Origin of the sequence: Jeotgalibacillus proteolyticus (assembly GCF_050107735.1) — a bacterium.
In the GTDB taxonomy this organism is placed as follows: domain Bacteria; phylum Bacillota; class Bacilli; order Bacillales; family Jeotgalibacillaceae; genus Jeotgalibacillus; species Jeotgalibacillus proteolyticus_A.
This window is the reverse complement of sequence record NZ_JBNILO010000016.1, coordinates 1-24,925: the sequence shown is the minus strand read 5'-3', so window position 1 is coordinate 24,925 and position 24,925 is coordinate 1. Positions and strand designations below refer to the sequence as shown.

At 44.0% G+C, this 24,925-nt stretch carries 42 protein-coding genes; 40 read left to right on the top strand and 2 right to left on the bottom strand.

The genetic code is table 11. The features are described from left to right. Window positions 1-593 precede the first annotated feature (593 nt). The 39 genes from rpsJ (at window position 594) to ACQCT8_RS17770 (ending at window position 22,273) form a co-directional block, all read left to right on the top strand. Entirely contained in the window at window positions 594-902 is a 309-nt protein-coding gene (gene rpsJ / locus ACQCT8_RS17960; protein ID WP_104059792.1) for a 30S ribosomal protein S10, read from the top strand. 42 nt (window positions 903-944) lie between these two features. Beyond that, a complete protein-coding gene (gene rplC / locus ACQCT8_RS17955) occupies window positions 945-1,574 on the top strand; it encodes a 50S ribosomal protein L3 (RefSeq protein WP_278242440.1) in 630 nt (209 codons plus the stop codon). Window positions 1,575-1,603: 29 nt separating this feature from the next. Continuing rightward, entirely contained in the window at window positions 1,604-2,227 is a 624-nt protein-coding gene (gene rplD / locus ACQCT8_RS17950) for a 50S ribosomal protein L4 (protein ID WP_426873408.1), read from the top strand. Then, window positions 2,227-2,511 (top strand): 50S ribosomal protein L23, encoded by a 285-nt coding sequence (gene rplW, locus ACQCT8_RS17945; RefSeq protein WP_426873406.1) that lies wholly within the window; start codon window positions 2,227-2,229, stop codon window positions 2,509-2,511. Before rplD ends, rplW begins: the two co-directional genes overlap by 1 nt. Before the next feature lie 33 nt (window positions 2,512-2,544). Continuing rightward, window positions 2,545-3,375 carry a 50S ribosomal protein L2 gene (gene rplB / locus ACQCT8_RS17940; RefSeq protein ID WP_278242442.1) on the top strand — a complete coding sequence of 277 codons (831 nt, stop codon included), beginning with the start codon at window positions 2,545-2,547 and terminating at the stop codon, window positions 3,373-3,375. A 60-nt stretch (window positions 3,376-3,435) separates the two neighbouring features. After that, the gene (rpsS, locus tag ACQCT8_RS17935; RefSeq protein ID WP_278242443.1) at window positions 3,436-3,714 is read left to right on the top strand and encodes a 30S ribosomal protein S19; all 279 of its coding nucleotides are present in this window, start codon (window positions 3,436-3,438) and stop codon (window positions 3,712-3,714) included. Between the two features lie 19 nt (window positions 3,715-3,733). Continuing rightward, entirely contained in the window at window positions 3,734-4,075 is a 342-nt protein-coding gene (gene rplV / locus ACQCT8_RS17930; RefSeq protein WP_041054677.1) for a 50S ribosomal protein L22, read from the top strand. Window positions 4,076-4,078: 3 nt separating this feature from the next. Beyond that, entirely contained in the window at window positions 4,079-4,741 is a 663-nt protein-coding gene (rpsC, locus tag ACQCT8_RS17925) for a 30S ribosomal protein S3 (protein ID WP_278242444.1), read from the top strand. 2 nt (window positions 4,742-4,743) lie between these two features. Then, window positions 4,744-5,178 (top strand): 50S ribosomal protein L16, encoded by a 435-nt coding sequence (rplP, locus tag ACQCT8_RS17920; RefSeq protein ID WP_133378460.1) that lies wholly within the window; start codon window positions 4,744-4,746, stop codon window positions 5,176-5,178. Further along, on the top strand, window positions 5,168-5,368 hold the full coding sequence (gene rpmC, locus ACQCT8_RS17915) for a 50S ribosomal protein L29 (RefSeq protein WP_041054688.1): 201 nt from the start codon (window positions 5,168-5,170) through the stop codon (window positions 5,366-5,368). Before rplP ends, rpmC begins: the two co-directional genes overlap by 11 nt. Before the next feature lie 22 nt (window positions 5,369-5,390). Beyond that, entirely contained in the window at window positions 5,391-5,654 is a 264-nt protein-coding gene (gene rpsQ / locus ACQCT8_RS17910; protein ID WP_278242445.1) for a 30S ribosomal protein S17, read from the top strand. A gap of 42 nt (window positions 5,655-5,696) precedes the next feature. After that, complete coding sequence (rplN, locus tag ACQCT8_RS17905) at window positions 5,697-6,065, top strand: 50S ribosomal protein L14 (RefSeq protein ID WP_041054699.1); 369 nt, start codon at window positions 5,697-5,699, stop codon at window positions 6,063-6,065. A gap of 37 nt (window positions 6,066-6,102) precedes the next feature. Then, a complete protein-coding gene (rplX, locus tag ACQCT8_RS17900) occupies window positions 6,103-6,414 on the top strand; it encodes a 50S ribosomal protein L24 (RefSeq protein WP_278242446.1) in 312 nt (103 codons plus the stop codon). A gap of 26 nt (window positions 6,415-6,440) precedes the next feature. Beyond that, window positions 6,441-6,980 carry a 50S ribosomal protein L5 gene (gene rplE, locus ACQCT8_RS17895; protein ID WP_041054706.1) on the top strand — a complete coding sequence of 180 codons (540 nt, stop codon included), beginning with the start codon at window positions 6,441-6,443 and terminating at the stop codon, window positions 6,978-6,980. Between the two features lie 24 nt (window positions 6,981-7,004). Continuing rightward, window positions 7,005-7,190 (top strand): 30S ribosomal protein S14, encoded by a 186-nt coding sequence (gene rpsN / locus ACQCT8_RS17890; protein ID WP_010285078.1) that lies wholly within the window; start codon window positions 7,005-7,007, stop codon window positions 7,188-7,190. A 30-nt stretch (window positions 7,191-7,220) separates the two neighbouring features. Then, window positions 7,221-7,619: a 30S ribosomal protein S8 gene (gene rpsH, locus ACQCT8_RS17885; protein ID WP_041054714.1), complete on the top strand. Its 399-nt coding sequence runs from the start codon at window positions 7,221-7,223 to the stop codon at window positions 7,617-7,619. Window positions 7,620-7,650: 31 nt separating this feature from the next. Beyond that, window positions 7,651-8,187 carry a 50S ribosomal protein L6 gene (gene rplF / locus ACQCT8_RS17880; protein WP_426873400.1) on the top strand — a complete coding sequence of 179 codons (537 nt, stop codon included), beginning with the start codon at window positions 7,651-7,653 and terminating at the stop codon, window positions 8,185-8,187. A gap of 33 nt (window positions 8,188-8,220) precedes the next feature. Continuing rightward, the gene (gene rplR / locus ACQCT8_RS17875; RefSeq protein WP_278242449.1) at window positions 8,221-8,583 is read left to right on the top strand and encodes a 50S ribosomal protein L18; all 363 of its coding nucleotides are present in this window, start codon (window positions 8,221-8,223) and stop codon (window positions 8,581-8,583) included. A gap of 23 nt (window positions 8,584-8,606) precedes the next feature. Then, window positions 8,607-9,107 carry a 30S ribosomal protein S5 gene (gene rpsE, locus ACQCT8_RS17870; RefSeq protein WP_104059753.1) on the top strand — a complete coding sequence of 167 codons (501 nt, stop codon included), beginning with the start codon at window positions 8,607-8,609 and terminating at the stop codon, window positions 9,105-9,107. Between the two features lie 13 nt (window positions 9,108-9,120). Then, window positions 9,121-9,303, top strand: a complete 183-nt coding sequence (gene rpmD / locus ACQCT8_RS17865; RefSeq protein WP_041054725.1) for a 50S ribosomal protein L30 — start codon at window positions 9,121-9,123, stop codon at window positions 9,301-9,303. Window positions 9,304-9,333: 30 nt separating this feature from the next. Next, window positions 9,334-9,774: a 50S ribosomal protein L15 gene (gene rplO / locus ACQCT8_RS17860; RefSeq protein ID WP_278242450.1), complete on the top strand. Its 441-nt coding sequence runs from the start codon at window positions 9,334-9,336 to the stop codon at window positions 9,772-9,774. Continuing rightward, a complete protein-coding gene (gene secY / locus ACQCT8_RS17855) occupies window positions 9,774-11,072 on the top strand; it encodes a preprotein translocase subunit SecY (RefSeq protein WP_426873396.1) in 1,299 nt (432 codons plus the stop codon). Before rplO ends, secY begins: the two co-directional genes overlap by 1 nt. Before the next feature lie 55 nt (window positions 11,073-11,127). After that, window positions 11,128-11,778 (top strand): adenylate kinase, encoded by a 651-nt coding sequence (locus ACQCT8_RS17850; protein ID WP_426873394.1) that lies wholly within the window; start codon window positions 11,128-11,130, stop codon window positions 11,776-11,778. Further along, entirely contained in the window at window positions 11,778-12,524 is a 747-nt protein-coding gene (map, locus tag ACQCT8_RS17845) for a type I methionyl aminopeptidase (RefSeq protein ID WP_426873392.1), read from the top strand. Before ACQCT8_RS17850 ends, map begins: the two co-directional genes overlap by 1 nt. A 16-nt stretch (window positions 12,525-12,540) precedes the next feature. Further along, window positions 12,541-12,834, top strand: coding sequence for a KOW domain-containing RNA-binding protein (locus ACQCT8_RS17840; protein ID WP_426873390.1), 294 nt, complete (start codon window positions 12,541-12,543; stop codon window positions 12,832-12,834). A gap of 21 nt (window positions 12,835-12,855) precedes the next feature. Continuing rightward, a complete protein-coding gene (gene infA, locus ACQCT8_RS17835) occupies window positions 12,856-13,074 on the top strand; it encodes a translation initiation factor IF-1 (RefSeq protein WP_041054740.1) in 219 nt (72 codons plus the stop codon). Window positions 13,075-13,112: 38 nt separating this feature from the next. After that, window positions 13,113-13,226: a 50S ribosomal protein L36 gene (rpmJ, locus tag ACQCT8_RS17830; protein WP_000868344.1), complete on the top strand. Its 114-nt coding sequence runs from the start codon at window positions 13,113-13,115 to the stop codon at window positions 13,224-13,226. Window positions 13,227-13,248: 22 nt separating this feature from the next. Then, window positions 13,249-13,614 carry a 30S ribosomal protein S13 gene (gene rpsM, locus ACQCT8_RS17825; RefSeq protein WP_278242454.1) on the top strand — a complete coding sequence of 122 codons (366 nt, stop codon included), beginning with the start codon at window positions 13,249-13,251 and terminating at the stop codon, window positions 13,612-13,614. A gap of 25 nt (window positions 13,615-13,639) precedes the next feature. Then, window positions 13,640-14,029, top strand: coding sequence for a 30S ribosomal protein S11 (gene rpsK, locus ACQCT8_RS17820; RefSeq protein ID WP_041054868.1), 390 nt, complete (start codon window positions 13,640-13,642; stop codon window positions 14,027-14,029). Window positions 14,030-14,200: 171 nt separating this feature from the next. Then, window positions 14,201-15,145 (top strand): DNA-directed RNA polymerase subunit alpha, encoded by a 945-nt coding sequence (locus ACQCT8_RS17815; RefSeq protein WP_278242455.1) that lies wholly within the window; start codon window positions 14,201-14,203, stop codon window positions 15,143-15,145. 59 nt (window positions 15,146-15,204) lie between these two features. After that, window positions 15,205-15,597, top strand: coding sequence for a 50S ribosomal protein L17 (rplQ, locus tag ACQCT8_RS17810; RefSeq protein WP_278242456.1), 393 nt, complete (start codon window positions 15,205-15,207; stop codon window positions 15,595-15,597). Window positions 15,598-15,952: 355 nt separating this feature from the next. Next, the gene (locus ACQCT8_RS17805; protein WP_426873385.1) at window positions 15,953-16,792 is read left to right on the top strand and encodes an energy-coupling factor ABC transporter ATP-binding protein; all 840 of its coding nucleotides are present in this window, start codon (window positions 15,953-15,955) and stop codon (window positions 16,790-16,792) included. Continuing rightward, on the top strand, window positions 16,768-17,634 hold the full coding sequence (locus ACQCT8_RS17800; RefSeq protein ID WP_426873383.1) for an energy-coupling factor ABC transporter ATP-binding protein: 867 nt from the start codon (window positions 16,768-16,770) through the stop codon (window positions 17,632-17,634). The genes ACQCT8_RS17805 and ACQCT8_RS17800 overlap by 25 nt, the downstream gene beginning before the upstream one ends. Further along, window positions 17,631-18,434 carry an energy-coupling factor transporter transmembrane component T family protein gene (locus ACQCT8_RS17795; RefSeq protein ID WP_426873381.1) on the top strand — a complete coding sequence of 268 codons (804 nt, stop codon included), beginning with the start codon at window positions 17,631-17,633 and terminating at the stop codon, window positions 18,432-18,434. Before ACQCT8_RS17800 ends, ACQCT8_RS17795 begins: the two co-directional genes overlap by 4 nt. A gap of 12 nt (window positions 18,435-18,446) precedes the next feature. Further along, window positions 18,447-19,199, top strand: coding sequence for a tRNA pseudouridine(38-40) synthase TruA (truA, locus tag ACQCT8_RS17790; RefSeq protein ID WP_426873379.1), 753 nt, complete (start codon window positions 18,447-18,449; stop codon window positions 19,197-19,199). Between the two features lie 206 nt (window positions 19,200-19,405). Next, window positions 19,406-19,843, top strand: coding sequence for a 50S ribosomal protein L13 (gene rplM, locus ACQCT8_RS17785; protein WP_278242461.1), 438 nt, complete (start codon window positions 19,406-19,408; stop codon window positions 19,841-19,843). 25 nt (window positions 19,844-19,868) lie between these two features. Further along, entirely contained in the window at window positions 19,869-20,261 is a 393-nt protein-coding gene (rpsI, locus tag ACQCT8_RS17780; RefSeq protein WP_104059767.1) for a 30S ribosomal protein S9, read from the top strand. Between the two features lie 142 nt (window positions 20,262-20,403). Further along, window positions 20,404-21,123: an N-acetylmuramoyl-L-alanine amidase CwlD gene (gene cwlD / locus ACQCT8_RS17775; RefSeq protein ID WP_426873376.1), complete on the top strand. Its 720-nt coding sequence runs from the start codon at window positions 20,404-20,406 to the stop codon at window positions 21,121-21,123. Between the two features lie 97 nt (window positions 21,124-21,220). Continuing rightward, a complete protein-coding gene (locus tag ACQCT8_RS17770; protein ID WP_426873374.1) occupies window positions 21,221-22,273 on the top strand; it encodes a P-loop NTPase in 1,053 nt (350 codons plus the stop codon). A 41-nt stretch (window positions 22,274-22,314) separates the two neighbouring features. On the opposite strand, the gene gerD is transcribed toward ACQCT8_RS17770, so the two are convergent. Then, window positions 22,315-22,980 carry a spore germination lipoprotein GerD gene (gerD, locus tag ACQCT8_RS17765; RefSeq protein ID WP_426873372.1) on the bottom strand — a complete coding sequence of 222 codons (666 nt, stop codon included), beginning with the start codon at window positions 22,978-22,980 and terminating at the stop codon, window positions 22,315-22,317. Window positions 22,981-23,132: 152 nt separating this feature from the next. Between gerD and ACQCT8_RS17760 the strand changes: the two genes are divergently transcribed. After that, on the top strand, window positions 23,133-23,801 hold the full coding sequence (locus tag ACQCT8_RS17760; RefSeq protein WP_426873370.1) for a KinB-signaling pathway activation protein: 669 nt from the start codon (window positions 23,133-23,135) through the stop codon (window positions 23,799-23,801). 48 nt (window positions 23,802-23,849) lie between these two features. On the opposite strand, the gene ACQCT8_RS17755 is transcribed toward ACQCT8_RS17760, so the two are convergent. Beyond that, complete coding sequence (locus ACQCT8_RS17755; RefSeq protein ID WP_426873368.1) at window positions 23,850-24,569, bottom strand: polysaccharide deacetylase family protein; 720 nt, start codon at window positions 24,567-24,569, stop codon at window positions 23,850-23,852. Window positions 24,570-24,925: the final 356 nt, after the last annotated feature.

Sequence of the window (24,925 nt, the reverse complement as noted above, 5' to 3'; positions counted from 1 at the left end):
CATTACCCCTGCAGCCTTATTTGGCTTCAGGGGTTTTTGTTTGCAAAACGCCAAGCACAGATTAGAACACCCCTTTACTATCAAATACAAACTTATAAGTTGAATACAGATTTTACTGGCAGATGTTTTGTGAATGCAAGATTAGTGAGTTGCTCATTCCTTATCTTTTAATTCCACTAATCAAACAACTATAAAAGAAGTGATCCTGTATCCCGGCCGCAAGGGTGCAAAAAAAGGTGCAGTGGGTAAGGATCATTTTTTTTATTCTATATAGAAGAAACTCATTCCATAACCAGGTTATCGGCAATAAAAAGCAGAAAGAAGACCAGCTAAAGCCTGTGAATTTTCTGCCTATTTTCATATCCCTTGAAACCTGAAGAGATCCCTCGTATAATAAAGAAAGTGTGTTAGAAAGTAATTTCGGAAAAAGACTTGCGTTATTCTAATATTATCTGTATAATATCTAATGTTGGTCTTTGACTGCGATGAAGCGGGAGGTTGCCGACACACCCGGCCGCTTTGCCATGGCTGGTGTGTGGGAAATTTTCGCGGAGAATGTCTATTCCTAAATAGGCGAAAAAGGAGGGAAAATAATGGCAAAACAAAAAATTCGTATCCGTTTGAAGGCGTATGATCACAGAATCCTTGATCAGTCCGCAGAGAAAATCGTTGAAACTGCAAAACGTTCAGGTGCTAGTGTATCGGGTCCAATCCCGTTGCCAACTGAAAAGTCGATTTACACGATTCTTCGTGCGGTCCACAAATACAAGGATGCTCGTGAGCAGTTTGAAATGCGCACACACAAACGTCTTGTTGATATTGTGAACCCAACACCACAAACGGTAGATGCTCTAATGCGTCTTGACTTACCGTCTGGCGTTGACATCGAAATCAAACTTTAATACAAAAAATAAATTATAAAAACAAATTAGGAGGTGTGACTAATGACCAAAGGAATCTTAGGTAGAAAGATTGGAATGACTCAGGTTTTTGCTGAAAATGGTGACTTGATCCCTGTAACTGTAATTCAGGCAACGCCAAACGTTGTGCTTCAAAAGAAATCAGTTGATACAGACGGATACGAGGCTATCCAAATTGGTTTTGAAGACAAGCGCGCTAAGCTTGCTAACAAACCAGAAGGCGGCCATGCTGCTAAAGCAGAAACTGCTCCTAAGCGCTTCGTCCGTGAAGTACGCGGTGTAGAACTTGGAGAGTATGAGGTTGGTCAGGAAGTCAAGGTTGATATTTTCGCAGAAGGCGATGTAATAGATGTGACAGGAATTTCGAAGGGTAAAGGTTTCCAGGGCGCGATCAAGCGTCACAACCAATCCCGCGGACCAATGTCCCATGGTTCTCGTTATCACCGTCGTCCCGGTTCAATGGGTCCTGTAGATCCAAACCGTGTATTTAAAGGTAAACTATTACCTGGACGTATGGGCGGAGAAAGAGTAACAGTTCAAAACTTATCAATCGTGAAGGTTGATGTTGAGCGTAACTTACTTCTTGTTAAGGGCAACGTTCCTGGTCCTAACAAGACATTGATTCAAGTAAATAGTGCGGTTAAAGCTAACTAATAGACGCTATCGGAAAGGAGGAAACAGGAATGCCTAAAGTATCTCTTTACAAACAGGATGGTTCAACAGCTGGTGAATTCGAGCTTAATGAATCAATCTTCGGTATCGAGCCAAACAATGCAGTGATGTTTGAGGCAGTAGTAATGCAGCGCGCATCACTTCGCCAAGGATCACACAAAGTAAAAAACCGTTCTGCAGTACGCGGCGGTGGACGTAAACCATGGCGTCAAAAAGGTACGGGTCGTGCTCGTCAAGGGTCAATCCGCTCACCACAATGGCGTGGAGGTGGCGTAGTCTTCGGACCGACACCACGCAGCTACAGCTACAAGCTTCCTAAAAAAGTTCGTCGCTTAGCAATTAAATCTGCTCTTTCTTCCAAAGTGGTTGAAGAGAATTTCCTAGTGCTAGAGGCGTTGTCATTTGATACGCCAAAAACAAAGGAATTTGCATCAGTTCTTAAAAACCTTTCAGTAGACAAAAAAGTCCTAGTAGTGACTGACGGTCTTGATGAAAATGTTTCATTAGCTGGTCGTAATATTCCTGGAGTAACAATCGTATCTGCAAATGGAATCAGTGTTCTTGACGTGCTTGGTCACGACAAGCTAATCATGACGAAAGATGCAGTTCAAAAAGTAGAGGAGGTGCTTGTATAATGGAAGCTCGTGATATCATTAAGCGCCCCGTAATTACTGAACGTTCTTCAGACCTTATGGGTGAGAAGAAATATACGTTTGAAGTAAACACTCGTGCAAATAAAACACAAGTAAAACATGCAATTGAAGAAGTTTTCGGTGTGGATGTTGCAAAAGTTAACATTATGAACTACAAAGGGAAATACAAGCGCATGGGACGTTATGCTGGTTACACGAACAAGCGTCGCAAAGCAATTGTAACTCTTACTGAATCAAGCAAGGAAATCGAATTTTTCGAAGCTTAATACTAACTGAAATATAGAAGAGGAGGGAACAGAATGGCGATTAAAAAGTACAAACCTACCTCCAACGGTCGTCGCGGCATGACAAGTTCTGATTTTGCTGAGATTACAACAAGCACTCCAGAAAAATCGCTTCTTGCGCCAGTTAAGCGCAAAGGTGGTCGTAACAACCAAGGTAAGTTAACCGTTCGTCATCAAGGTGGCGGTCACAAGCGCCAGTATCGCATCATCGACTTTAAACGTAACAAAGATGGCATTCCTGGTCGCGTTGCCACAATCGAATATGATCCAAACCGTTCAGCTAACATTGCATTAATCAATTACGCTGATGGAGAAAAACGTTACATCCTGGCTCCTAAGGGACTAGTAGTAGGTATGGAAGTTATGGCTGGTCCGGAAGCGGATATCAAAACAGGCAATGCACTTCCACTTATCAACATTCCTGTTGGTACAGTCATTCACAATATCGAGATGAAACCTGGTAAAGGCGGACAATTGGTACGTTCAGCTGGAACATCAGCTCAGGTTCTTGGTAAAGAAGGTAAGTACGTACTTGTGCGTCTTAACTCTGGTGAAACTCGTATGATCCTTGCTACTTGCCGCGCTACAGTTGGTCAAGTAGGAAATGAGCAGCACGAACTTATTAACATTGGTAAAGCAGGACGTTCTCGTTGGTTAGGCAAACGCCCAACTGTACGTGGTTCTGTAATGAACCCTAACGATCACCCACACGGTGGTGGTGAAGGTAAAGCACCAATCGGACGTAAATCACCTATGTCACCATGGGGCAAACCGACTCTTGGTTACAAGACACGTAAGAAATCAAACAAATCCGATAAATTTATCGTACGTCGCCGTAAAAAATAACGGGATTGAGCTACGGTTCATAAGACGAGCCGTAGGGCAATCACGAAGGGAGGTTCCAATATGGGTCGCAGCTTGAAAAAAGGACCTTTTGTGGACGATCATTTAATGGTTAAAGTTGAGAAGCTTAATGAAGCAGACAAGAAACAAGTTGTTAAAACTTGGTCTCGTCGTTCAACAATCTTCCCAGCATTCATCGGTCACACAATCGCAGTATATGACGGACGCAAACATGTACCGGTATACGTCACAGAAGACATGGTAGGACACAAGCTTGGTGAATTTGCACCTAGCCGTTTGTACAAAGGCCATGGCAACGATGACAAGAAAACAAGACGCTAATTGAGAGGAGGCTATCCTAATGCAAGCTAAAGCTGTTGCGAGAACAGTTCGTATTGCTCCTCGTAAAGTACGCCTAGTAGCAGATTTGATCCGAGGCAAGCAGGTTGGCGAGGCGGTTGCAATTTTAAACCACACTCCACGTTCTGCTTCACCCGTTGTTGAAAAGGTATTGAAATCTGCTGTAGCGAACGCTGAGCATAACTACGATATGGACATCAATAATCTAGTGATTACAGAGGCCTATGTAAATGAAGGTCCAACACTTAAACGTTTCCGTCCACGTGCGATGGGCCGTGCAAGTGCAATCAACAAACGTACTAGCCACATTACAATCGTGGTATCTGAAAAAAAGGAGGGGTAACGCGTGGGTCAAAAAATTCATCCAATAGGACTTAGAATTGGTATTATTCGTGACTGGGATTCTAAATGGTTCGCAGGTAAGGACTATGCAGATCTATTGCACGAAGACCTAAGAGTCCGTGATTATATCGAAGGACGCCTTAAAGAAGCTTCTGTTTCTAAGGTTGAAATCGAACGTGCGGCTAACCGCATCAACATTACAATTCACACTGCTAAGCCTGGTATGGTAATTGGTAAAGGCGGTACGGAAGTGGAAGCACTTCGTAAAGACCTTAACAAAATTACAAACAAGCGTGTTCACATCAACATCGTTGAAATCAAACGAGCAGATCTTGATGCGAAACTAGTAGGTGAAAACATTGCACGTCAACTGGAAAACCGCGTGTCTTTCCGCCGTGCACAAAAACAATCAATCCAACGCACAATGCGTGCTGGTGCTAAAGGGATCAAAACACAAGTTTCTGGTCGTCTTGGCGGAGCAGATATCGCACGTGCTGAACATTATAGCGAAGGTACTGTTCCACTTCATACTCTTCGTGCTGACATCGATTACGCTCATGTTGAAGCGGATACTACGTATGGTAAGCTCGGAGTTAAAGTATGGATCTATCGTGGAGAAGTTCTTCCTACTAAGAACAAGAAGAATGCCGAGGAAGGAGGAAACTAATCATGTTATTGCCTAAACGCGTTAAATATCGTCGTGTACACCGCGGAAAAATGCGCGGTCAAGCGAAAGGCGGTACAGAAGTAAGTTTCGGTGAATACGGTCTTCAGGCAGTTGATGCCAGCTGGATCACAAACCGTCAAATCGAATCTGCTCGTATTGCGATGACTCGTTACATGAAACGTGGAGGTAAAGTTTGGATTAAGATTTTCCCACACAAACCTTACACGAAAAAACCTCTTGAAGTCCGAATGGGTTCTGGTAAAGGTGCTCCTGAAGGATGGGTAGCGGTTGTAAAACCTGGCAAGATTATGTTTGAAATTGCAGGAGTATCTGAAGAGGTTGCACGAGAAGCTCTTCGCCTTGCAGCGCACAAACTTCCAATCAAATGTAAGTTTGTAAAACGTGAAGAAATTGGTGGTGAATCAAATGAAAGCTAATGAAATTCGTGACCTTACCACTGCTGAAATAGAACAAAAGGTTAAATCACTGAAAGAAGAGCTTTTCAATCTGCGTTTCCAACTTGCAACAGGGCAACTGGAAAACACTGCTCGTATTCGTGAAGTACGCAAAGCCATTGCTCGCATGAAAACCGTGATTCGTGCAAGAGAAATCGGCGCTAACAACTGATAACTGAGAGGAGGTTTGCAGCATGAGTGAACGCAACCAGCGTAAAGTCTACACCGGCCGTGTAGTGTCTGATAAAATGGACAAAACAATCACAGTTTTGGTTGAGACACAAAAGAAACATTCACTTTATGGCAAACGAGTAAAATACTCTAAAAAGTACAAAGCTCACGACGAACAAAATGAAGCCAAAATTGGCGACGTAGTTCGTGTAATGGAAACTCGCCCGCTTTCAGCAACTAAACGTTTCCGTCTAGTGGAAGTCGTAGAAAAAGCGGTTATTATCTAATATATTGTTCGGATATGTTTATTCCGAAGGGAGGTAACCTACATGATTCAACAAGAATCCCGTTTAAAAGTAGCTGACAATTCTGGCGCACGTGAAGTATTAACCATTAAAGTACTAGGTGGCTCCGGCCGTAAAACTGCTAATATTGGTGATGTGATCGTCTGCACAGTGAAACAAGCAACACCAGGAGGCGTTGTTAAAAAAGGTGAAGTTGTGAGAGCCGTAGTAGTTCGCACAAAGAGTGGAGTACGCCGCGTTGATGGAACTTACATCAAATTCGACGAAAACGCTTGTGTCATCATTAAAGACGACAAGAGCCCTCGTGGAACACGTATCTTTGGACCGGTTGCTCGTGAACTTCGTGACAACAGCTTCATGAAGATCGTTTCTCTTGCACCAGAAGTTCTTTAATTGATCAACAACCACCGTATCAAGGAGGTGCGATAGGATGCACGTTAAAAAAGGCGATAATGTAATGGTTATTTCGGGCAAAGACAAAGGCAAGACTGGTACAATTCTTGCTGCTTTCCCTAAAAAAGACCGCGTGCTTGTTGAGGGTGTAAACATCGTCAAGAAGCACTCTAAACCTTCACAAATGAATCCACAAGGTGGAATCACAAACATGGAGGCAGCAATTCACGTATCAAACGTGATGCTAATCGATCCAAAAACAAATGAACCAACACGCGTTGGCTACAAAGTTGAGGACGGCAAAAAAGTACGTATTTCAAAAAAATCAGGTGAATCTTTAGATAAATAGTTCAAGAAGAAGGGAGGTACTCAAGAATGAACCGCCTAAAAGAAAAGTTCAATAACGAAATCACGCCTGCTCTAGTTAGCAAATTTAACTACACATCAGTGATGCAGGTACCAAAAATCGATAAAATCGTAATCAACATGGGTGTTGGTGACGCAGTTCAAAACACTAAATCTCTTGATACAGCAGTTGAGGAATTAGCTACAATCACTGGTCAAAAACCACTAGTGACAAAAGCTAAAAAATCAATCGCTGGATTCCGCCTGCGTGAAGGTATGCCAATCGGAGCGAAAGTAACGCTTCGCGGTGAGCGCATGTACGAATTCCTAGACAAGTTAATCTCTGTATCTCTTCCTCGTGTACGTGACTTCAGAGGTATTTCTAAGAAGTCATTTGATGGTCGTGGAAATTACACTCTTGGTGTTAAAGAGCAGCTTATCTTCCCAGAGATCGATTATGATAAAGTATCCAAGGTTCGTGGCATGGACATCGTAATTGTAACAACAGCGGGTTCTGATGAAGAATCTCGTGAATTGCTTACACAATTCGGTATGCCATTCCAAAAGTAATCTCTATAAAAGGGAGGCGTAAACGTGGCTAAAAAATCAATGATTGCGAAGCAAAAACGCACACAAAAATTCAAAGTACAAGAGTACACTCGCTGCGAACGTTGCGGACGACCACACTCAGTACTACGCAAATTCAAGCTTTGCCGTATTTGTTTCCGTGAACTAGCATACAAGGGTCAAATTCCTGGCGTTAAAAAAGCCAGCTGGTAACACCCGATTTTGGGAAGGAGGTAAAATAATATGACAATGACAGATCCAATCGCAGATTTGTTGACTCGCATTCGTAATGCGAATCAAGTTCGTCACGAGAAGCTAGAGGTTCCTGCTTCCAACATTAAAAAGGAAATTGCAGAAATTCTTAAGCGTGAAGGTTTTATCCGTGATGTAGAATACATCGAGGACAGCAAGCAGGGGATTATTCGTATCTTCTTGAAGTATGGTTCGAATAACGAACGTGTTATCACTGGCCTTAAACGCATCTCTAAGCCTGGTCTTCGTGTTTATGCAAAAGCTGACGAAGTTCCACGTGTATTGAATGGTTTAGGTATCGCATTAGTGTCAACTTCCAACGGTGTATTTACGGACAAGGAAGCTCGCTCTAAACAAGTAGGCGGAGAAGTTCTAGCATACGTTTGGTAATATTTTCGATTAGAAATGGAGGTGCAACAGAATGTCTCGCGTAGGTAAAAAACCAATTGAGGTACCTTCTGATGTAACGCTTACTTTCAACGGTTCAACCGTTACAGCTAAAGGACCAAAAGGTGAATTAAATTTCACTTTCAATTCAGAAATGAAGTTTGAGCAGGAAGGCACTACACTTACAGTAGTCCGTCCTTCTGAATCAAAAGAACACCGTACAATCCACGGTACAACCCGTGCGATCCTGAACAATATGGTTCAAGGTGTTTCTAAAGGATTCGAACGCGGCCTTGAACTAGTTGGGGTTGGGTATCGTGCTCAAAAACAAGGAAACAAACTGATCCTTAACGTTGGATACTCTCACCCAGTTGAGATGACTCCAGAAGACGGAATCGAAGTTGAAGTTCCTTCTAACACTAAAATCATCATTAAGGGTGCGAGCAAAGAGCGTGTAGGCGCACTTGCTGCAAACATCCGTGCTGTACGTCCTCCAGAGCCTTATAAAGGTAAAGGAATCCGATATGAAGGCGAACAAGTTCGTCGCAAAGAAGGTAAAACAGGTAAATAATGCCGCCTAGGCGCATGAAAGGAGTGACCTTGATTGATTACAAAAGCTAACAAGAATGCGGTACGTAAAAAACGTCATGCTCGTGTACGTTCCAGAATCACTGGAACAGAGTCACGTCCACGTTTGAACATCTTCCGCTCAAACAAGCATATCTATGCTCAGCTAATCGATGATGTGAATGGCGTAACGCTTGCCAGCGCTGCAACATCTGACAAGGAGCTTGGTATTGAAGCTGGCGGAAACGCTGAAGCTGCAGGTAAAGTAGGCGAACTAATCGCTAAGCGTGCAGTAGAAAAAGGTTTGAAATCAGTCGTATTTGACCGTGGAGGATATCTATACCACGGACGTGTAAAAGCTCTTGCAGATGCTGCACGTGAAAACGGACTTGAATTTTAATAGAAAAAGGAGGGACAATCCAGATGCGTCGCATTGATCCAAACAAACTCGAACTTGAAGAACGCGTAGTTACGATTAACCGTGTCGCTAAGGTTGTTAAAGGTGGACGCCGCTTCCGTTTCTCTGCTCTTGTAGTAGTAGGCGACAAGAACGGCCACGTAGGATTCGGTACAGGTAAAGCCCAAGAGGTGCCTGATGCGATCCGTAAAGCAATCGAAGACGCGAAGAAAAATCTTGTAGAAGTACCAATGGTAGGAGGAACAACTCCTCACCTTGTAACAGGCCGCTTTGGAGCAGGTTCAATCCTGATCAAACCAGCATCTCCTGGTACAGGAATCATCGCCGGCGGACCGGTTCGTGCGGTACTTGAGCTTGCAGGTGTCGCTGACATTCTGTCTAAATCTCTAGGATCTAACACACCAATCAACATGGTTCGTGCCACTATCAACGGTCTTACGCAGCTTAAGCGTGCTGAAGACGTCGCGAAGCTTCGTGGCAAATCAGTGGAAGAACTGTTAGGATAAGGAGGGAAATTTGATGGCGAATAAACTAGCAATTACCCTCACTCGCAGCTTGATCGGCCGTAATAAAGATCAACGCAAAACAGTTGAAGCACTAGGTTTGCGCAAAACAAACCAAACGGTTGAGCAACAAGATAATGCTGCGATCCGTGGTATGATTAACAAAGTTTCTCATTTGGTATCAGTAAAAGAACTTTAATATAATGTCTATCAACAAGGAGGTGCCACTATGAAACTTCATGAGTTAAAACCTGCAGAAGGATCTCGTAAAGAACGCAACCGTGTAGGACGCGGTATCGGTTCTGGTAACGGTAAAACTTCTGGTAAAGGTCATAAAGGTCAAAACGCCCGTTCAGGCGGCGGAGTACGTCCTGGCTTCGAGGGTGGTCAAAATCCACTAGCTCGTCGTCTTCCTAAGCGCGGATTTACAAACATCCACCGCAAGGAATATGCAGTTGTGAACCTTGACGCACTTAACCGTTTTGACGAAGGTGCTGAAGTAACACCAGAACTTCTAATCGAGTCAGGTGTTGTAAGCAATGAAAGAGCAGGTATCAAGATTCTTGCAAAAGGGAACATCGAGAAGAAACTAACTGTTAAAGCTCACAAATTCTCTTCTGCTGCAAAAGATGCGATCGAAGCTGCTGGCGGAACAACTGAGGTGCTATAATGTTTCGGACACTCTCCAATTTTATGCGCGTGGGTGATATAAGAAATAAAATTATTTTCACCCTTTTAATGTTGGTGGTATTTCGAATTGGAACATTCATTCCGGTTCCAGGTGTAGATGCTCAGGTTCTTCAGGCACAGGATGAAATGTCCGGCCTGATTGGCTTTATGAATACATTTGGCGGCGGAGCACTGATCAACTTCTCGATTCTTGCGATGGGGATCATGCCGTACATTACGGCATCCATCATCGTTCAGCTTCTGCAAATGGACGTAGTACCGAAGTTTGCGGAATGGGCGAAGCAGGGAGATGTTGGCCGGAAAAAGCTGGCTCAATTTACGAGGTATTTCACAATCGTACTTGGTTTCATCCAGGCGATAGGAATGTCTTACGGGTTTAACCGTATGTATGGAGGAACTTTGATTCCTGATACATCAGTAGGGACATATTTGCTCATTGCAATCGTTCTTACGGCGGGTACAGCCTTCTTAATGTGGTTAGGAGAGCAAATCACGGCAAAGGGAGTTGGAAATGGGATTTCCATCATCATCTTTGCAGGTATCGTGGCAGCTATTCCTAACGCCGTTAATCAGATTTATGTACAGCAGATTCAAGGCGCTGGAGAACAGCTATTCTTGAATATTGTGATCATGCTTTTACTTTTACTGGCAGTCGTTGCCATTACAGTCGGGGTAATCTTTGTTCAGCAGGCGCTGCGTAAAATCCCTGTACAGTATGCCAAGCGTGTAGGCGGCAAAAATGCTCCTGCAGGCGGTCAATCGACCCATCTACCATTAAAAGTGAATGCTGCGGGTGTTATTCCGGTTATCTTTGCGATTTCCTTTATCATCACTCCGCAAACTTTAGTAACATTCTTTGGATCAAACAACATCACTACAACGATCCAGGAAGTATTTGACCATACTCAGCCAATCGGTATGACAATCTATGTTGGTTTAATTATTGCGTTCACGTATTTTTATGCCTTCATACAAGTGAATCCCGAAAACATGGCTGAAAATCTAAAAAAGCAAGGCGGCTATATCCCAGGTATTCGCCCGGGCAAAGCGACTCAGGATTACCTGACGAGCGTCCTTTACCGATTAACGTTTGTGGGAGCAATTTTCTTATCAATTGTTTCGATTCTCCCAATTTTCTTTATTAATTTAGCTGGACTTCCTCAGTCTGTTCAAATAGGAGGAACAAGCCTATTGATCATCGTAGGGGTTGCGCTGGAGACGATGAAGCAATTGGAAGCGCAGCTTGTGAAACGTAATTACAAAGGATTTATGAGATAATCACTGGTTTTGGGGTTACAGCCCCGGAGCCCATCAAGACTGAGGGGGCTTACTTGTGAATATTGTTTTAATGGGTTTACCTGGTGCCGGAAAAGGTACACAGGCAGAACAAATCGTTGAAAAGTATAAGATTCCTCATATCTCCACAGGGGATATGTTCCGTGCCGCAATTAAAAATGGCACAGAATTAGGCTTAGAAGCTAAATCGTTCATGGACCAGGGAGACCTGGTGCCTGATGAAGTAACCATCGGGATCGTACGTGAACGCCTTAGCCAGAATGACTGCCAAAATGGATTTTTACTCGATGGATTTCCAAGAACAGTTGCTCAGGCAGATGCGCTTGATGCGTTACTGACTGATCTTGGCAAAAAATTAGACTATGTTCTAAACATTAAGGTGGAAAAAGAAGAGTTGATTAAGCGTCTTACAGGCCGCTGGATTTGCACAGTCTGTGGGGCAACCTATCACACCATCTTTAATCCTCCTGCAGTAGAAGGTATTTGTGATAAAGACGGCGGGGAATTGTACCAGCGTGAAGATGACAAACCTGAAACTGTCAAAAATCGTTTAGATGTTAATATGAAGCAAACGCAGCCACTTCTTGATTTCTATGGTCAAAAGGGCGTGTTAAAGGACATTGATGGCCAACAGGATATTAAGAAAGTATTCGTTGACATTGATGAACTGCTCGGGGGCCTTCGCTAATGATCATTTGCAAGACGCCTCGGGAGCTCGAGATCATGCGCGAAGCAGGCAAGATTGTTGCGTTAACCCATCAGGAGTTGCAAAAGCATATTGCGCCTGGGATCACGACGAAGGAACTGGATGACATAGCTGACCGGTATATCCGCCAGCATGGCGCTGTTCCATCCTTTAAAGGATACAATGGTTTTAGCGGAAGTATCTGTGCATCAGTGAATGAAGAGCTTGTTCATGGTATACCGGGCAGCCGGAAATTGAAGGACGGAGACATTATCAGCATTGATATTGGCGCGTACTACAAAGGCTATCATGGCGATTCAGCTTGGACCTATCCGGTCGGAAGCATATCGGCCGACGCACAGAAACTGCTTGATATCACGGAAGAGTCGCTTTTCCTTGGTCTTCAGGAAGCAAAACCGGGTGTTCGTCTTTCGAACATTTCTCATGCTATTCAAACGTACGTAGAGGGCAATGGTCTTTCTGTCGTACGCGAGTATGTAGGGCACGGAGTTGGGCAAGACTTGCATGAGGCACCACAAATCCCTCATTTCGGTCCGCCTGACAAAGGGCCACGCTTAAAGCCCGGCATGGTACTAGCCATTGAACCGATGGTGAACGCAGGAAGTCGTTATGTTAAAACTCTTTCTGATAACTGGACAGTAGTAACTGTAGATGGTAAAATGTGTGCTCATTTTGAACACACAATTGCGATCACTGAGGACGGTTATGAAATCCTGACAAAAGCCTAATTGAAGGTGATCCTATTTGTTTAAATCCGATTCGCCCCCCGGGATAGGGCAGATTGTGCAGGTGAACAAGGGCCGTGATACAGGAGTATACGCGGTTGTCATTCATCGGTTGGATGATACGTTTGTTTTGATTGCGGATGGAGAACGCCGGAAGTTCGACCGTCCCAAGAAGAAAAACATTCAGCATTTGACTTCATGTGATTATATATCCCCGGCGGTTCAAAGCAGTATATCCGAAACTGGGCGTGTGACAAATGGGAAGCTGCGACACGCAGTCCGCTCATATGTCCATGAGACCCTGAAAGTTTGATAAAGAAGGGAGACATGTTCGATGGCGAAAGACGATGTTATCGAGATTGAAGGAACCGTAGTTGAGACTTTGCCTAACGCAATGTTTAAGGTAGAATTAGAGAATGGTCACAATGTGCTTGCACATGTATCCGGTAAAATTCGTATGCATTTTATTCGAATCCTACCAGGCGACAGAGTAACAGTGGAGCTATCTCCATATGACTTGACGCGTGGCCGTATCACTTACCGTTACAAATAATCTTTTGCACTCCGACCCACTAAGGAGGTTTAGATAAGATGAAAGTCCGACCATCTGTTAAGCCGATCTGCGAAAAGTGTAAAGTCATCCGCAGACGCGGCAAAGTAATGGTGATTTGCGAAAATCCAAAGCATAAACAAAAACAAGGCTAATAAAGAAGGAGGTGCTCTTTGAATGGCACGTATTGCTGGTGTAGACATTCCGCGTGACAAGCGCGTAGTGATCTCTCTAACGTATATTTTTGGTATTGGAAAATCAACAGCACAACAAATTCTTACTGATGCAGGCGTATCTCAGGAAACTCGCGTTCGCGACCTTACTGAAGATGAGCTTAACAAAATCCGTGAGATCGTGGACAATTTGAAAGTTGAAGGTGACCTTCGCCGTGAAGTATCCCTAAACATCAAACGTCTAATGGAAATCGGTTCATACCGTGGCCTTCGTCACCGTCGTGGACTTCCTGTTCGCGGACAGCACACGAAGAACAATGCACGTACTCGTAAAGGTCCTCGTAAGACCGTAGCTAACAAGAAAAAATAATTAGTAAAGGAGGTTTCTTCTTAACATGGCACGTAAACAACAAACTCGTAAGCGTCGTGTGAAAAAGAATATCGAAGCTGGTATTGCTCACATTCGCTCAACTTTTAATAATACAATCGTGATGATCACAGACACTCATGGTAATGCAATTGCATGGTCAAGTGCTGGATCACTTGGTTTCAGAGGATCTCGTAAATCAACTCCGTTCGCGGCTCAAATGGCAGCTGAAACAGCAGCTAAAGCTTCAATGGAACATGGCTTGAGAACTCTTGAAGTAACAGTAAAAGGTCCTGGTGCAGGTCGTGAAGCCGCGATCCGTGCACTTCAAGCAGCTGGTCTTGATGTAACGGCAATTAAAGACGTTACTCCAGTACCTCACAATGGCTGCCGCCCGCCGAAACGTCGTCGTGTTTAATTTTTCTGTATAAAATCTGGATCCTTGTCGATAATGGATCATAGATTCCTTCGTGCAGAAATGAAAGATCCGGTTGTAAAGCACAATGGGTATGATAGACATGGGGAATTTCGGAATGATTCATAGAATTAATATCCGGAGTTTCGACGTTTTGAAGGAGGGTAAATTTGAATGATCGAAATTGAAAAGCCAAAAATCGAGACGGTTGAGATCAGCGATGATGCCAAATACGGAAAATTCGTTGTAGAGCCACTTGAGCGTGGATATGGTACAACATTGGGTAACTCCTTGCGTCGTATCCTGTTATCCTCACTTCCTGGTGCTGCGATCACTTCTATTCAAATTGATAGTGTTCTTCACGAATTTTCAACTATTGAAGGTGTCGTAGAAGATGTCACAACAATCATTTTGAATATCAAGAAGCTTGCATTAAAGATCTATTCAGATGAAGAAAAAACACTTGAAATCGATGTACAGGGTGATGGTGTCATCACAGCTGCTGATATTACACATGACAGTGATGTTGAGATTCTCAATCCTGATCTGTACATTGCAACAATCGGCAAAAATGGACATCTTCGCATGCGTTTAAGTGCGTCCCGCGGTCGTGGATACACGCCGGCAGACCAAAATAAACGTGAAGATCTTCCAATTGGTGTGATTCCAATCGATTCAATTTATACACCTGTTTCACGTGTAAACTATCAAGTTGAAAACACTCGTGTTGGTCAAATGACGAATTTCGATAAGCTTTCACTTGATGTCTGGACAGATGGAAGCATTGGTCCTAAAGAAGCAGTAGCTTTAGGTTCTAAGATTCTGACTGAACACCTTAATATTTTTGTAGGATTAACGAATGAAGCACAAAATGCAGAAATCATGGTAGAAAAAGAAGAAGATCAGAAAGAGAAAGTTCTTGAAATGACGATTGAGGAACTTGATCTGTCCGTTCGTTCTTACAACTGCCTGAAGCGTGCAGGAATCAACACAGTCCAGGAGCTGGCGAATAAGTCAGAAGAGGACATGATGAAGGTGCGTAACCTCGGACGTAAATCTCTGGAAGAAGTTAAGGCGAAATTAGATGATCTTGGATTAGGTCTACGAAGAGAAGACTGATCCATTTTACGAATACAACATTAAGATAGACACAATTTCAACAAAGGAGGGAACCCTTCATGGCTTACAGAAAGTTAGGACGTACAAGTTCTCAGCGTAAAGCACTTCTACGTGACCTTACAACGGACTTGATCATGAACGAACGCATTGAGACTACTGAAACACGCGCGAAAGAACTTCGCTCTGTTGCAGAAAAAATGATCACACTTGGAAAGAAAGGTGACTTGCACGCTCGCCGTCAAGCTGCTGCTTATATCCGTCGTGATCATGAAGTAAGAACGAAAACAAATGATAAAGGCGAAGAGAAAGAAGTTAACTTCTACGCTCTGCAAAAACTATTTGACGAAGTAGCACCACGCTACGCAGAACGTCAAGGTGGTTACACACGCATCATGAAAGTTGGTCCTCGTCGCGGAGACGGCGCACCAATGGTAATCATTGAATTAGTTTAATTCGCACACCACAGAGGGCGGAACAGTTAGAGCCTAACTGCTCTCGCCCTCTTTCTTTAAAGCTATCAGATTTATACGACGACAAAGCAAAAAGCAGAGTGTTATGATGAGCAGACTATACGCCTGACTCGTCTAGCTCTTAGCACCTCATTCATCCATCGTCACAATGGATAGGAACGTTATACGATTTTAAATGAAGCGGGCGCATTTCCTTGAATGAGGTGCGCGCTTTTTTTGTATTAAAAAGGTTTTTTAAACAGTTGAGAAGAGTAAAGACAGGTAGAGAGAAACTAGCAGAAAATTAATTCCTTCATTCAGGAGGACGCTGATGCTGGTTAGGCAGGAGGCTTTAACTATGACGCGAGAAATTATCTCACTGGACTCGATCACGTTCCGCTATCCGGGCGGGGACCAGAATGTATTAAAGGATGTTTCTTTTTCAATAGATGAGGGAGAATGGGTAGCGATTGTCGGTCATAATGGATCGGGAAAATCCACTCTTGCAAAATTAATGAACGGACTTTACTTTCCTGAACAGGGGAGCGTAAAAATAGTTGGTATTTCCCTTGAAAAGGATACGGTTTGGGAGACGAGAAAGCATATAGGTATGGTATTTCAGAATCCGGATAATCAGTTTGTCGGCACAACTGTTCAAGATGATGTGGCTTTTGGCTTGGAGAACCATGGCGTGCCTCATGAAGAAATGGTTGAGCGTGTGAACCGTGCCCTCAAACAGGTGAAAATGGACGATTTTCTAAATCAAGAGCCACATCATCTTTCAGGCGGACAGAAACAGCGAGTCGCTATGGCAAGTGTGCTCGCTCTCAGACCAGACATTATCATCCTGGATGAAGCTACCTCCATGCTGGATCCTACCGGCCGGCAAGAGGTGATCGAGCTGGTCCGTTCACTAAAGGAAGAGCAGGAAATGACCGTCCTCTCCATCACTCATGACTTAGAAGAAGCGGCAAAGGCTGACCGGATGATCGTGATGAATCAGGGAGAGGTTTACCGGACAGGAACACCGAAAGAAATTTTTGAACTGGGTGAAGAACTTGTAAGTCTTGGGCTGGATCTTCCCTTTTCCATTAAAATGGGCAATGCGCTAAAAGACCAGGGGTTTCAGCTTTCAGGACAGCATTTAACAGATGAAGAGTTGGTGAATGAGCTATGGACATCTCACTTCAAAAAGTAGAATATCGCTACGCAGCAGGATCGCCTTTTGAAAAAAAAGCGATTGAGGATATATCCTTTACAATCCCAAGCGGTCAGTGTGTGGCGATTATCGGTCACACGGGATCAGGGAAATCCACCCTTTTACTGCATCTGAACGCGCTCTTAAAACCAACATCAGGGTCTGTGATGATTGGAGATCGTACGGTAAAAGCAGGGCGAAAAGAAAAGGATTTGAAGCAGATTCGTCAAAAAGTCGGCATTGTGTTTCAGTTTCCTGAACAGCAATTGTTCGAAGAAAACGTAATGAAAGACATTTGCTATGGTCCAATGAATTTTGGCGTCTCTGAGAAAGAAGCGCAGAAGCGGGCAAGGTACTGGATTGAACAGGTGGGACTTTCGCAAGAGATTTTAGAGGAATCCCCTTTTGATTTATCGGGAGGCCAGATGAGGCGTGTTGCGATTGCAGGTGTGCTGGCAATGGAGCCGGAGGTTTTAGTGCTTGATGAGCCGACTGCCGGACTGGATCCACGGGGACGAAAAGAAATTATGGATATGTTTTATCAGCTGCACAAAGAACGAAATCTGACCTTGATCCTCGTTACCCACAGTATGGAGGATGCGGCTTCATACGCTGACAAAATCGTCGTGTTAAATAAAGGACGTAAAGTGCATGAGGGGTCACCGAGGGAACTGTTTGATGATGCAGACAGGCTGGCTGAGTGGGGACTCGGCGTTCCGGAAGTTGTTCGTTTCCAGCGTCTTCTCGAGAAAAAAACCGGTCAGACACTTCCTGATGTTTGCTTATCAATCGATGAGCTTGCAGAAGCCTGGAAGAAGCAGTCAGGAGGTCCTGTAGCATGATGGAAAAAATGATTTTCGGCCGTTACATTCCGACAGACTCATTCGTTCATAAAATGGACCCCCGGGCGAAGCTGGTTTTTGTATTTGCTTTTATCGCCATCATCTTTTTAGCGAATAATATCTGGGCCTACGGACTGGCTGCGATTTTTACACTTTCATCTATTTGGCTGTCAGGCATTACAGTCCGATTTCTGATCAGCGGCCTAAAACCTGTTATGATTCTAATCGTTTTTACTTTTATTCTTCAGCTTTTCTTTGCAAGAGAAGGACAGGTAATCCTGGACCTGGGAATTTTCACTATTTATGAAGAGGGTGTGCGGCAGGCGCTAATGATCTCCACGCGGTTTTTACTGCTTGTTTTCATGACATCACTGCTGACCTTAACCACCACGCCAATTTCAATTACAGATGGACTGGAGAGCCTGCTGAATCCATTAAAAAAAATCCGTTTTCCAGCACATGAGCTTGCTTTAATGATGTCAATTGCTCTCCGGTTTATTCCCACTTTAATGGATGAAACGGACAAGATCATGAAAGCGCAAATGGCGAGAGGCTCAGATATGTCAAGCGGCCCTGTCAAAGACCGGATTAAAGCTGTGGTGCCGCTCATGATCCCATTATTCGTCAACGCATTTAAGCGCGCCGAAGATTTAGCTACTGCGATGGAGGTCAGAGGGTACAGAGGAGGAGAAGGGCGCACAAAGTACAGGCTGCTGCAATGGCAGTTCCGTGACACGTTTGCGCTGCTTTCTCTGGTTCTGCTGGCCGGAGTGCTTGGCGGCTTAAGATATTGGCTGTAAGGAGGATTCAATGTGCCTAGATTCAAATGTATTATTTCGTATGATGGGGCAGCATTCTTTGGCTACCAGGTGCAGCCAGGCATGCGCACCGTCCAGGGAGAGCTTGAAAGAGCGCTGACAGAGGTGCATAAGGGGAAGAAGACCCGGGTATCCGCCAGCGGCCGTACAGACGCTCGTGTGCACGCTGTGGGCCAGGTCATTCATTTTGACACAGAGAGCCGAATTCCGGCTGATCGCTGGCCTGCTGTTTTAAATCAAAAGCTGCCCAATGATGTGGTGGTGAAAAATGCAGAGCAGGTAGAAGATGATTTTCACGCCCGCTTTTGGACTGAAAGCAAGGAATACCGCTACATTATTGAAAGGGGGCCGCACCCAACCCCTTTCAGGAGGCACTATGCGGTTCACCATCCCCTTACTATTGATATTCACCAGATGAGAGCAGCTGCAGCACACTTCTTAGGTGAGCATGATTTTACGAGCTTCTCCGTGGCGAAATCGGCTGTTGTTGATCGGGTCCGGACGATTGAACGGTTTGACATTATCGAGCAGGGCAGTGAATGGATCTTTATTGTGAAGGGCAATGGCTTTTTATACAATATGGTGCGCATCATGGTGGGCACTCTTCTTGAAGTAGGAAGCGGCAAATACAGACCTGAGGATATACCTGTAATGCTTGAAGCGAAAGACCGGAGCGCAGCAGGAAAAACAGCCCCTCCCCATGGCCTGTATTTGTGGGACGTAGCCTACAGAAATCAGCTGGACTGACCCTTTTCAAAAGAAAATAAAAAAAGTTCCTAAAACAACTCGACCTGGTGTAACATTCTCTTGACATACGGGTTGAAACGTTATATTATAGCCTATGGTATGTATTTCACCCTTTGATGAGACCCGGACCTTATCAATGTGACGTGTACAAATACGGCTCAAAAGAATAGATGAAACATTTTAAACTTTATTTAGGAGGTAAACTCATGCGTACAACATTTATGGCTAAAGGTCACGAAGTAGAGCGCAAGTGGCTCGTAGTAGATGCTGAGGGGAAAACTCTTGGACGTCTTGCTAGTGAAGTTGCTGCAATCCTGCGTGGTAAAAATAAACCGACATTCACTCCACACGTTGACACTGGTGATCATGTAATCATCATCAATGCTGAAAAAATTCACCTTACAGGTAAAAAGCTTTCTGACAAGATCTACTACCGTCACAGCTTGCACCCAGGTGGTTTGAAACAGCGTACTGCATTAGAAATGCGTACAAACTACCCTACAAAAATGCTTGAATTAGCGATCAAAGGAATGCTTCCAAAGAATTCTCTTGGACGTCAAATTTTCAAGAAGCTTCACGTTTATGCTGGAGCTGAACACCCGCACGCAGCACAACAGCCAACAGCTTACGAGCTGCGCGGTTAATTTAAATTAAGAGGAGGGAATTATCTTGGCACAAGTTCAATATATCGGAACAGGTCGTCGTAAAAGTTCTGTAGCACGTGTACGTCTAGTACCAGGTGACGGACAAATCGTGATTAACGGACGCGAAGTTGAAAACTACATTCCATTCGCAGCATTGCGTGAAGTAATCAAACAACCACTTAACATTACAGAAACTCTTGGTAACTACAATATTTTCGTAAATGTTAACGGTGGTGGTTATACTGGTCAAGCTGGAGCAATCCGTCACGGAATTTCACGTGCATTGCTTCATGTGGATCCTGAATACCGTGGAGCACTAAAAAGCGCGGGTCTATTAACTCGTGACTCACGTATGAAAGAGCGTAAGAAGCCAGGTCTTAAAGGCGCTCGTCGTGCACCTCAGTTCTCAAAACGTTAATCTGTCTTTTCCAAAGCTCTCAGCCCCTGCGGCCGGGAGCTTTTTTGTATATAAAAAAGCGTCTCCCAGCCCGCTTTTTCTTCTATAGATGCCGAGACAAGCATATAGTAACTCATCATTCCATATGACAGGTGGGCGTTGAATGAAGAAAAAGGTCATTTTCCTGAGTGTGTTAGTACTCCTAGCTGCAGCCGTTCTCGGGTGGCGGGTAGACCGGATGGTAATCAGTGCAATTGAGGAATGGCGGATGCCTTTGGCTGGAAAGGTGATCGTTCTTGATCCGGGGCACGGAGGGGCAGATGGAGGCGCAAACTACGAAACCATTTTAGAGAAAAATTTAACGCTTAAAATTGCAAAGCAGCTGCGGGCTTATCTGGAAGAACAAGGTGCGATTGTGCGTATGACACGTGAAGAAGATATGGATTTGGCGAGCGAGGCAACAAAGGGATACCGGGATCGTAAAAGGGAGGATTTAAAGAACCGGTTGGATCTTGTGAACGATAAGGATAATGATTTGTTTATCAGCATTCATTTAAATGCGATTCCACAAACGCAATGGAGCGGTGCGCAGACATTTTATACAACGTATCATGATGACAATGAAAGGATTGCGCGTTTTGTGCAGCATGAGCTTGTTCGTCATTTGCCTAAAAATACCCGTAAAGCTAAAACAATTGATGGTATTTATGTGCTGAGTCATGCAGAAACGCCTGGTATTTTAGTAGAGGCCGGATTTTTATCGAATCCTGAAGAGCGGTATTGGCTGCTGCAGGATGAATATCAGCAGCGGATTGCGGCATCCATTTATTTTGGAATTCTGCGCCACTACTCAGAAGAAGACAGCCTTGAAGAAGAATTGTAAGCTCATGAATCTGTAAGTTCCCGCCACAGACTTTCGTTTTTTCCTATGTTATACTGACATAGGATGAAAACGAATACAAGTGAAGGGGTGTCTGCAGTTGATGACAGAACAGCAAGTACATGAACTCATCGGCTCAATGAATGATCCGATCCTACATACAACACTCGCAGAAACAGGCGGAATCGTTGAAGTTTCAATTAAGGAAGAGAAAAAGCATGTCAGTGTAAAAATTGCCTTGGCAAAAACCGGAACGGCGGAGCAGATGCAGCTGCAAATGGCGGTTGTCGAAGCGTTAAAGGGTGCAGGAGCAGAGTCGGTTGGCATTCGTTTCACCGAATTGCCGCCTGAAGCGCTTGAGCAATTTAGAGGACAGGCGGGAGAAGCAGTAGAGGATAACCTGCTTTCTCCGGGCAACAAGGTTCAGTTTATCGCAATCGCAAGCGGCAAAGGCGGCGTAGGAAAATCAACGGTATCCGTTAATCTCGCTGTAGCGCTCGCCCGTGCAGGCAAAAAAGTGGGCCTGATCGATGCGGATATTTACGGATTCAGTGTGCCGGATATGATGGGAATTAATAAGCGGCCAGTGGTAAGAGGGGAACGCATTATTCCAGTGGACCGATTTGGTGTGAGAGTTATTTCGATGGCTTTCTTTGTAGAAGATAATGCACCGGTTATCTGGCGCGGGCCGATGCTTGGGAAAATGCTGAACAGCTTTTTTACCGAAGTGGAGTGGGGAGAACTGGATTACTTATTGCTCGATCTTCCACCAGGAACAGGAGATGTGGCGCTTGATGTGCATGCGCTTCTTCCATCAAGCAAGGAAATTATCGTCACCACCCCTCATCCGACTGCTGCGTTTGTTGCAGCAAGAGCGGGAGCAATGGCGCTTCAGACCGATCACTCCATTTTAGGTGTAGTCGAAAATATGTCCTTTTATGAAAGCAAAAAAACAGGTGAACGTGAGTATGTCTTTGGACAGGGTGGAGGAGAGAAGCTGGCGGATGAACTTCGTACTGAACTGCTCGGCAAGCTGCCTCTTCAGCAGCCGGACTGGGACGAAAATGATTTCGCACCGTCTGTGTACGGGGAAGACCACCGTTTAGGAAAAATCTATGCGGATATTGCGCAGCAAGTAATCGACCGCACATAATAAAGGCAGCCTCCTGACTAGTAAGGAGGCTGTTGTTTTTATTATGATCCACTTCCGCTTTCTGTATCGCCGCCCTCTTCTTCGCCGCCTGAGCCGCCACCTGAGCCGCCGCTTCCGCCGCCGCCTTCCGAGCTTTCAGGGGATTCACTTTCAGAAGAGCCGCCTTCACCTTGTTCTCCCATTTTTTTCGCCGCCTCTAATAAAATGTCCTGCAGCTCCTTTTGAACAAGCGGGCTTTCCATCACTTCAATCAATTGCTTTTTTGTTTCTTCCCTATAAGCCTGGCTGTTCATCAGCGTCAGTGTTTGCTCCTGTATGGACGGGTCTTTTAATAAATCAAGCATCATTTTCTGATACTCCGGGTCCTGCATCAAGCCTTTAATTAATTCTTCATGCTCCTTATGCATGCTTTTTGCTAATACCTCAGCAAAGGCAGGATCTTTAAACGTTTTCTCCCAAAATTTACGCCCATCTTCTGACAGCAATTTTTCATCAATCGATTTCTGCACTACTTCCTGGTCTAAAACGAGTTCTTTCTTTATTTCTTCATCTGCCAGCAGCTCCTGGACAGCCGTTTTTCCTTCGTTGGTTTTTAACAAGTCAATGACCATTTGTTTGGTCTCTTCATAGCTGGATGCTTTTTCCCCACCACAAGCCGATAGTAAACATACGAATGCTAAGACAAAAATGATTCCTTTTTTTCTCACTGTTGTTCACCCCCAAACTCTTATTTCTCTAGTTCTTATCTTTTGCATTCAGGGGTAAAATATGCACGTTCACAACGTAGTCATGGATTTTTCAAATGGTGATTGGTACAATCGGAGGAGAGTTTGTAAATTAATTGCTGGGGGATCTTACCGTGACTATCCGAAGCTGGATTAGATTTTTTACCATGACATTACTTGTTGGCGGCATTACGACAGGAATTGTTGGGATTGCTGTGCGCTGGAATGAATTGGTTGACTTATTAAATGGGCAGGATGCAGTTGAAGTGATTTCGGTTATTGTATGGATGATCGGCGTGGGCATGACGTTCAGTGTCATCAGTCAAATGGGGTATTTTGCTTACCTAACCATTCATCAATTCGGCCTTGGAATATTCAGGTCTTTAAAATTATGGAACGCAGTGCAGCTTGTACTCGTCGCGTTTGTTCTTTTTGATTTAGTGTATTTTCGTTTTCAGGCATTTGCGGGAGAAGGTGACTCACTGCTGCCGTACATTGGCTTGGCCGTGTTTTTATTAGCTGCGGGATTACTTGTAGCATCCTTAAAGTCCAAACAGGCAACAGCCTCCGTTTTTCCTTCCACTTTGTTTTTTATGGTGGTTGTAACCACACTTGAGTGGCTTCCGGTGCTTCGCAGCAACGAAGGATACTGGCTTGTTACCATTATGTTCACCCTGATTGCAACCAATGCCTATCAAATTCTGGCATTGCCGCGATACAATAAGCGGTCGGTTAAAGAGCGGGAGGAAAGACTGGCCCGCAAAGAAGCCCGTCAAAAGGAACAAAAAGCAGTAAAAAACTAATTGAATATTAAATTAAAGAGGCCGTGCATACTTTCTGCACGGCTTGTTTTAATCCAGTAATTTTATCTTGCTGTCAGAAGAAGCCAGCAATTCAAGCAGAGAGACAAAAGGAACCTCTTTCTCCTGACTCTGTATGGCATCATGCCATTTCGTCCAGTTTTTTTTCATATCCTCAAGCTTGTTGTCTGCATTAAGTTCAACAACCGCGCCTTCAAGTGGAATTCTTTTTGAAGAAACCAAATCCTTTTCTTCAAGCTGGTGGCTGACGACAATAAAATCATATTTGGCCATGACCTTTACAACTGAAGGAGGTAAAAGCTCGTCCTTCGTTCTGTAATAAGCAGGATCAAGATTATGTTCTTTAAATAGAGCCCTTAGATCTTCTAGGTGTTCTGCGATTTCTTTTTCTTCCAGGGACTCATAGCGGGAAGGATGTAGATCATAAATCCCAATGTCAAATCCGGCAAGTTGGATGTCCTCTACAACTTCTTTTTGTCTGTCCACCCAGGCGGGATCTAAAAAGAATGTTGCTTTGTTTATCCCTTTTTCCTCTAGATCTTTTACAAGCCAAACAATTGATTCGTTTCCAAGCTCAACATTAAAAGTCAAAGAAACGCCTGTGTCACCCTTATACAAAATACCGGGAGACGGCCATACCCCATTTACATTCATTACACTAGGTGAAGGTGGAATGAGCAGAACAATCAGGGTGATGATGATCAAAATGATGCCTGTCTCATATCCTTTTCTAAAAAAGTGTTTCCCCATTTTTCTATACGCATCCTTCCCGCACAGCCATTTTTAAAAGCATATGAGCGAAAGACGGAAAATATCTTTTTTCCTTAAAAGTATTGACCAACTTTAAATCCGGTGATATATTAATAAGCGTCGCTTTTAGACGTACTCAAAGCAGGCCGCTAAAAACATTTTAAAAAAAGTGTTGACATATTATTTTCAAAAATGGTATGATGATTTGGTCGCTTGAGAGAGCAACACACAAACGAAACACCTTGAACCTTGAAAACTAAACAACCAAAAACGTCAACGTTAGTACAAGATTTACAAGAAACACTATGAGCTTTATCAAACACTTTACGGAGAGTTTGATCCTGGCTCAGGACGAA

Excerpts from the sequence above, each read along its gene's own strand:
- ACQCT8_RS17795 (WP_426873381.1), top strand. The coding sequence starts at position 17,631 with ATGATGGAAAAAATGATTTTCGGCCGTTACATTCCGACAGACTCATTC.
- rplE (WP_041054706.1), top strand. The coding sequence starts at position 6,441 with ATGAACCGCCTAAAAGAAAAGTTCAATAACGAAATCACGCCTGCTCTA.
- rplW (WP_426873406.1), top strand. The coding sequence starts at position 2,227 with ATGGAAGCTCGTGATATCATTAAGCGCCCCGTAATTACTGAACGTTCT.
- rplX (WP_278242446.1), top strand. The coding sequence starts at position 6,103 with ATGCACGTTAAAAAAGGCGATAATGTAATGGTTATTTCGGGCAAAGAC.
- ACQCT8_RS17800 (WP_426873383.1), top strand. The coding sequence starts at position 16,768 with ATGGACATCTCACTTCAAAAAGTAGAATATCGCTACGCAGCAGGATCG.
- rplF (WP_426873400.1), top strand. The coding sequence starts at position 7,651 with ATGTCTCGCGTAGGTAAAAAACCAATTGAGGTACCTTCTGATGTAACG.
- secY (WP_426873396.1), top strand. The coding sequence starts at position 9,774 with ATGTTTCGGACACTCTCCAATTTTATGCGCGTGGGTGATATAAGAAAT.
- map (WP_426873392.1), top strand. The coding sequence starts at position 11,778 with ATGATCATTTGCAAGACGCCTCGGGAGCTCGAGATCATGCGCGAAGCA.
- rplD (WP_426873408.1), top strand. The coding sequence starts at position 1,604 with ATGCCTAAAGTATCTCTTTACAAACAGGATGGTTCAACAGCTGGTGAA.
- rplM (WP_278242461.1), top strand. The coding sequence starts at position 19,406 with ATGCGTACAACATTTATGGCTAAAGGTCACGAAGTAGAGCGCAAGTGG.
- rplP (WP_133378460.1), top strand. The coding sequence starts at position 4,744 with ATGTTATTGCCTAAACGCGTTAAATATCGTCGTGTACACCGCGGAAAA.
- rplC (WP_278242440.1), top strand. The coding sequence starts at position 945 with ATGACCAAAGGAATCTTAGGTAGAAAGATTGGAATGACTCAGGTTTTT.
- rpsM (WP_278242454.1), top strand. The coding sequence starts at position 13,249 with ATGGCACGTATTGCTGGTGTAGACATTCCGCGTGACAAGCGCGTAGTG.
- rplN (WP_041054699.1), top strand. The coding sequence starts at position 5,697 with ATGATTCAACAAGAATCCCGTTTAAAAGTAGCTGACAATTCTGGCGCA.
- ACQCT8_RS17755 (WP_426873368.1), bottom strand. The coding sequence starts at position 24,569 with ATGGGGAAACACTTTTTTAGAAAAGGATATGAGACAGGCATCATTTTG.
- rplQ (WP_278242456.1), top strand. The coding sequence starts at position 15,205 with ATGGCTTACAGAAAGTTAGGACGTACAAGTTCTCAGCGTAAAGCACTT.
- rpsQ (WP_278242445.1), top strand. The coding sequence starts at position 5,391 with ATGAGTGAACGCAACCAGCGTAAAGTCTACACCGGCCGTGTAGTGTCT.
- rpmJ (WP_000868344.1), top strand. The coding sequence starts at position 13,113 with ATGAAAGTCCGACCATCTGTTAAGCCGATCTGCGAAAAGTGTAAAGTC.
- rpmC (WP_041054688.1), top strand. The coding sequence starts at position 5,168 with ATGAAAGCTAATGAAATTCGTGACCTTACCACTGCTGAAATAGAACAA.
- cwlD (WP_426873376.1), top strand. The coding sequence starts at position 20,404 with ATGAAGAAAAAGGTCATTTTCCTGAGTGTGTTAGTACTCCTAGCTGCA.
- rpsJ (WP_104059792.1), top strand. The coding sequence starts at position 594 with ATGGCAAAACAAAAAATTCGTATCCGTTTGAAGGCGTATGATCACAGA.
- rpsE (WP_104059753.1), top strand. The coding sequence starts at position 8,607 with ATGCGTCGCATTGATCCAAACAAACTCGAACTTGAAGAACGCGTAGTT.
- rpsS (WP_278242443.1), top strand. The coding sequence starts at position 3,436 with ATGGGTCGCAGCTTGAAAAAAGGACCTTTTGTGGACGATCATTTAATG.
- rplV (WP_041054677.1), top strand. The coding sequence starts at position 3,734 with ATGCAAGCTAAAGCTGTTGCGAGAACAGTTCGTATTGCTCCTCGTAAA.
- ACQCT8_RS17815 (WP_278242455.1), top strand. The coding sequence starts at position 14,201 with ATGATCGAAATTGAAAAGCCAAAAATCGAGACGGTTGAGATCAGCGAT.
- rpmD (WP_041054725.1), top strand. The coding sequence starts at position 9,121 with ATGGCGAATAAACTAGCAATTACCCTCACTCGCAGCTTGATCGGCCGT.
- ACQCT8_RS17805 (WP_426873385.1), top strand. The coding sequence starts at position 15,953 with ATGACGCGAGAAATTATCTCACTGGACTCGATCACGTTCCGCTATCCG.
- rpsK (WP_041054868.1), top strand. The coding sequence starts at position 13,640 with ATGGCACGTAAACAACAAACTCGTAAGCGTCGTGTGAAAAAGAATATC.
- rplB (WP_278242442.1), top strand. The coding sequence starts at position 2,545 with ATGGCGATTAAAAAGTACAAACCTACCTCCAACGGTCGTCGCGGCATG.
- rpsH (WP_041054714.1), top strand. The coding sequence starts at position 7,221 with ATGACAATGACAGATCCAATCGCAGATTTGTTGACTCGCATTCGTAAT.
- rplO (WP_278242450.1), top strand. The coding sequence starts at position 9,334 with ATGAAACTTCATGAGTTAAAACCTGCAGAAGGATCTCGTAAAGAACGC.
- infA (WP_041054740.1), top strand. The coding sequence starts at position 12,856 with ATGGCGAAAGACGATGTTATCGAGATTGAAGGAACCGTAGTTGAGACT.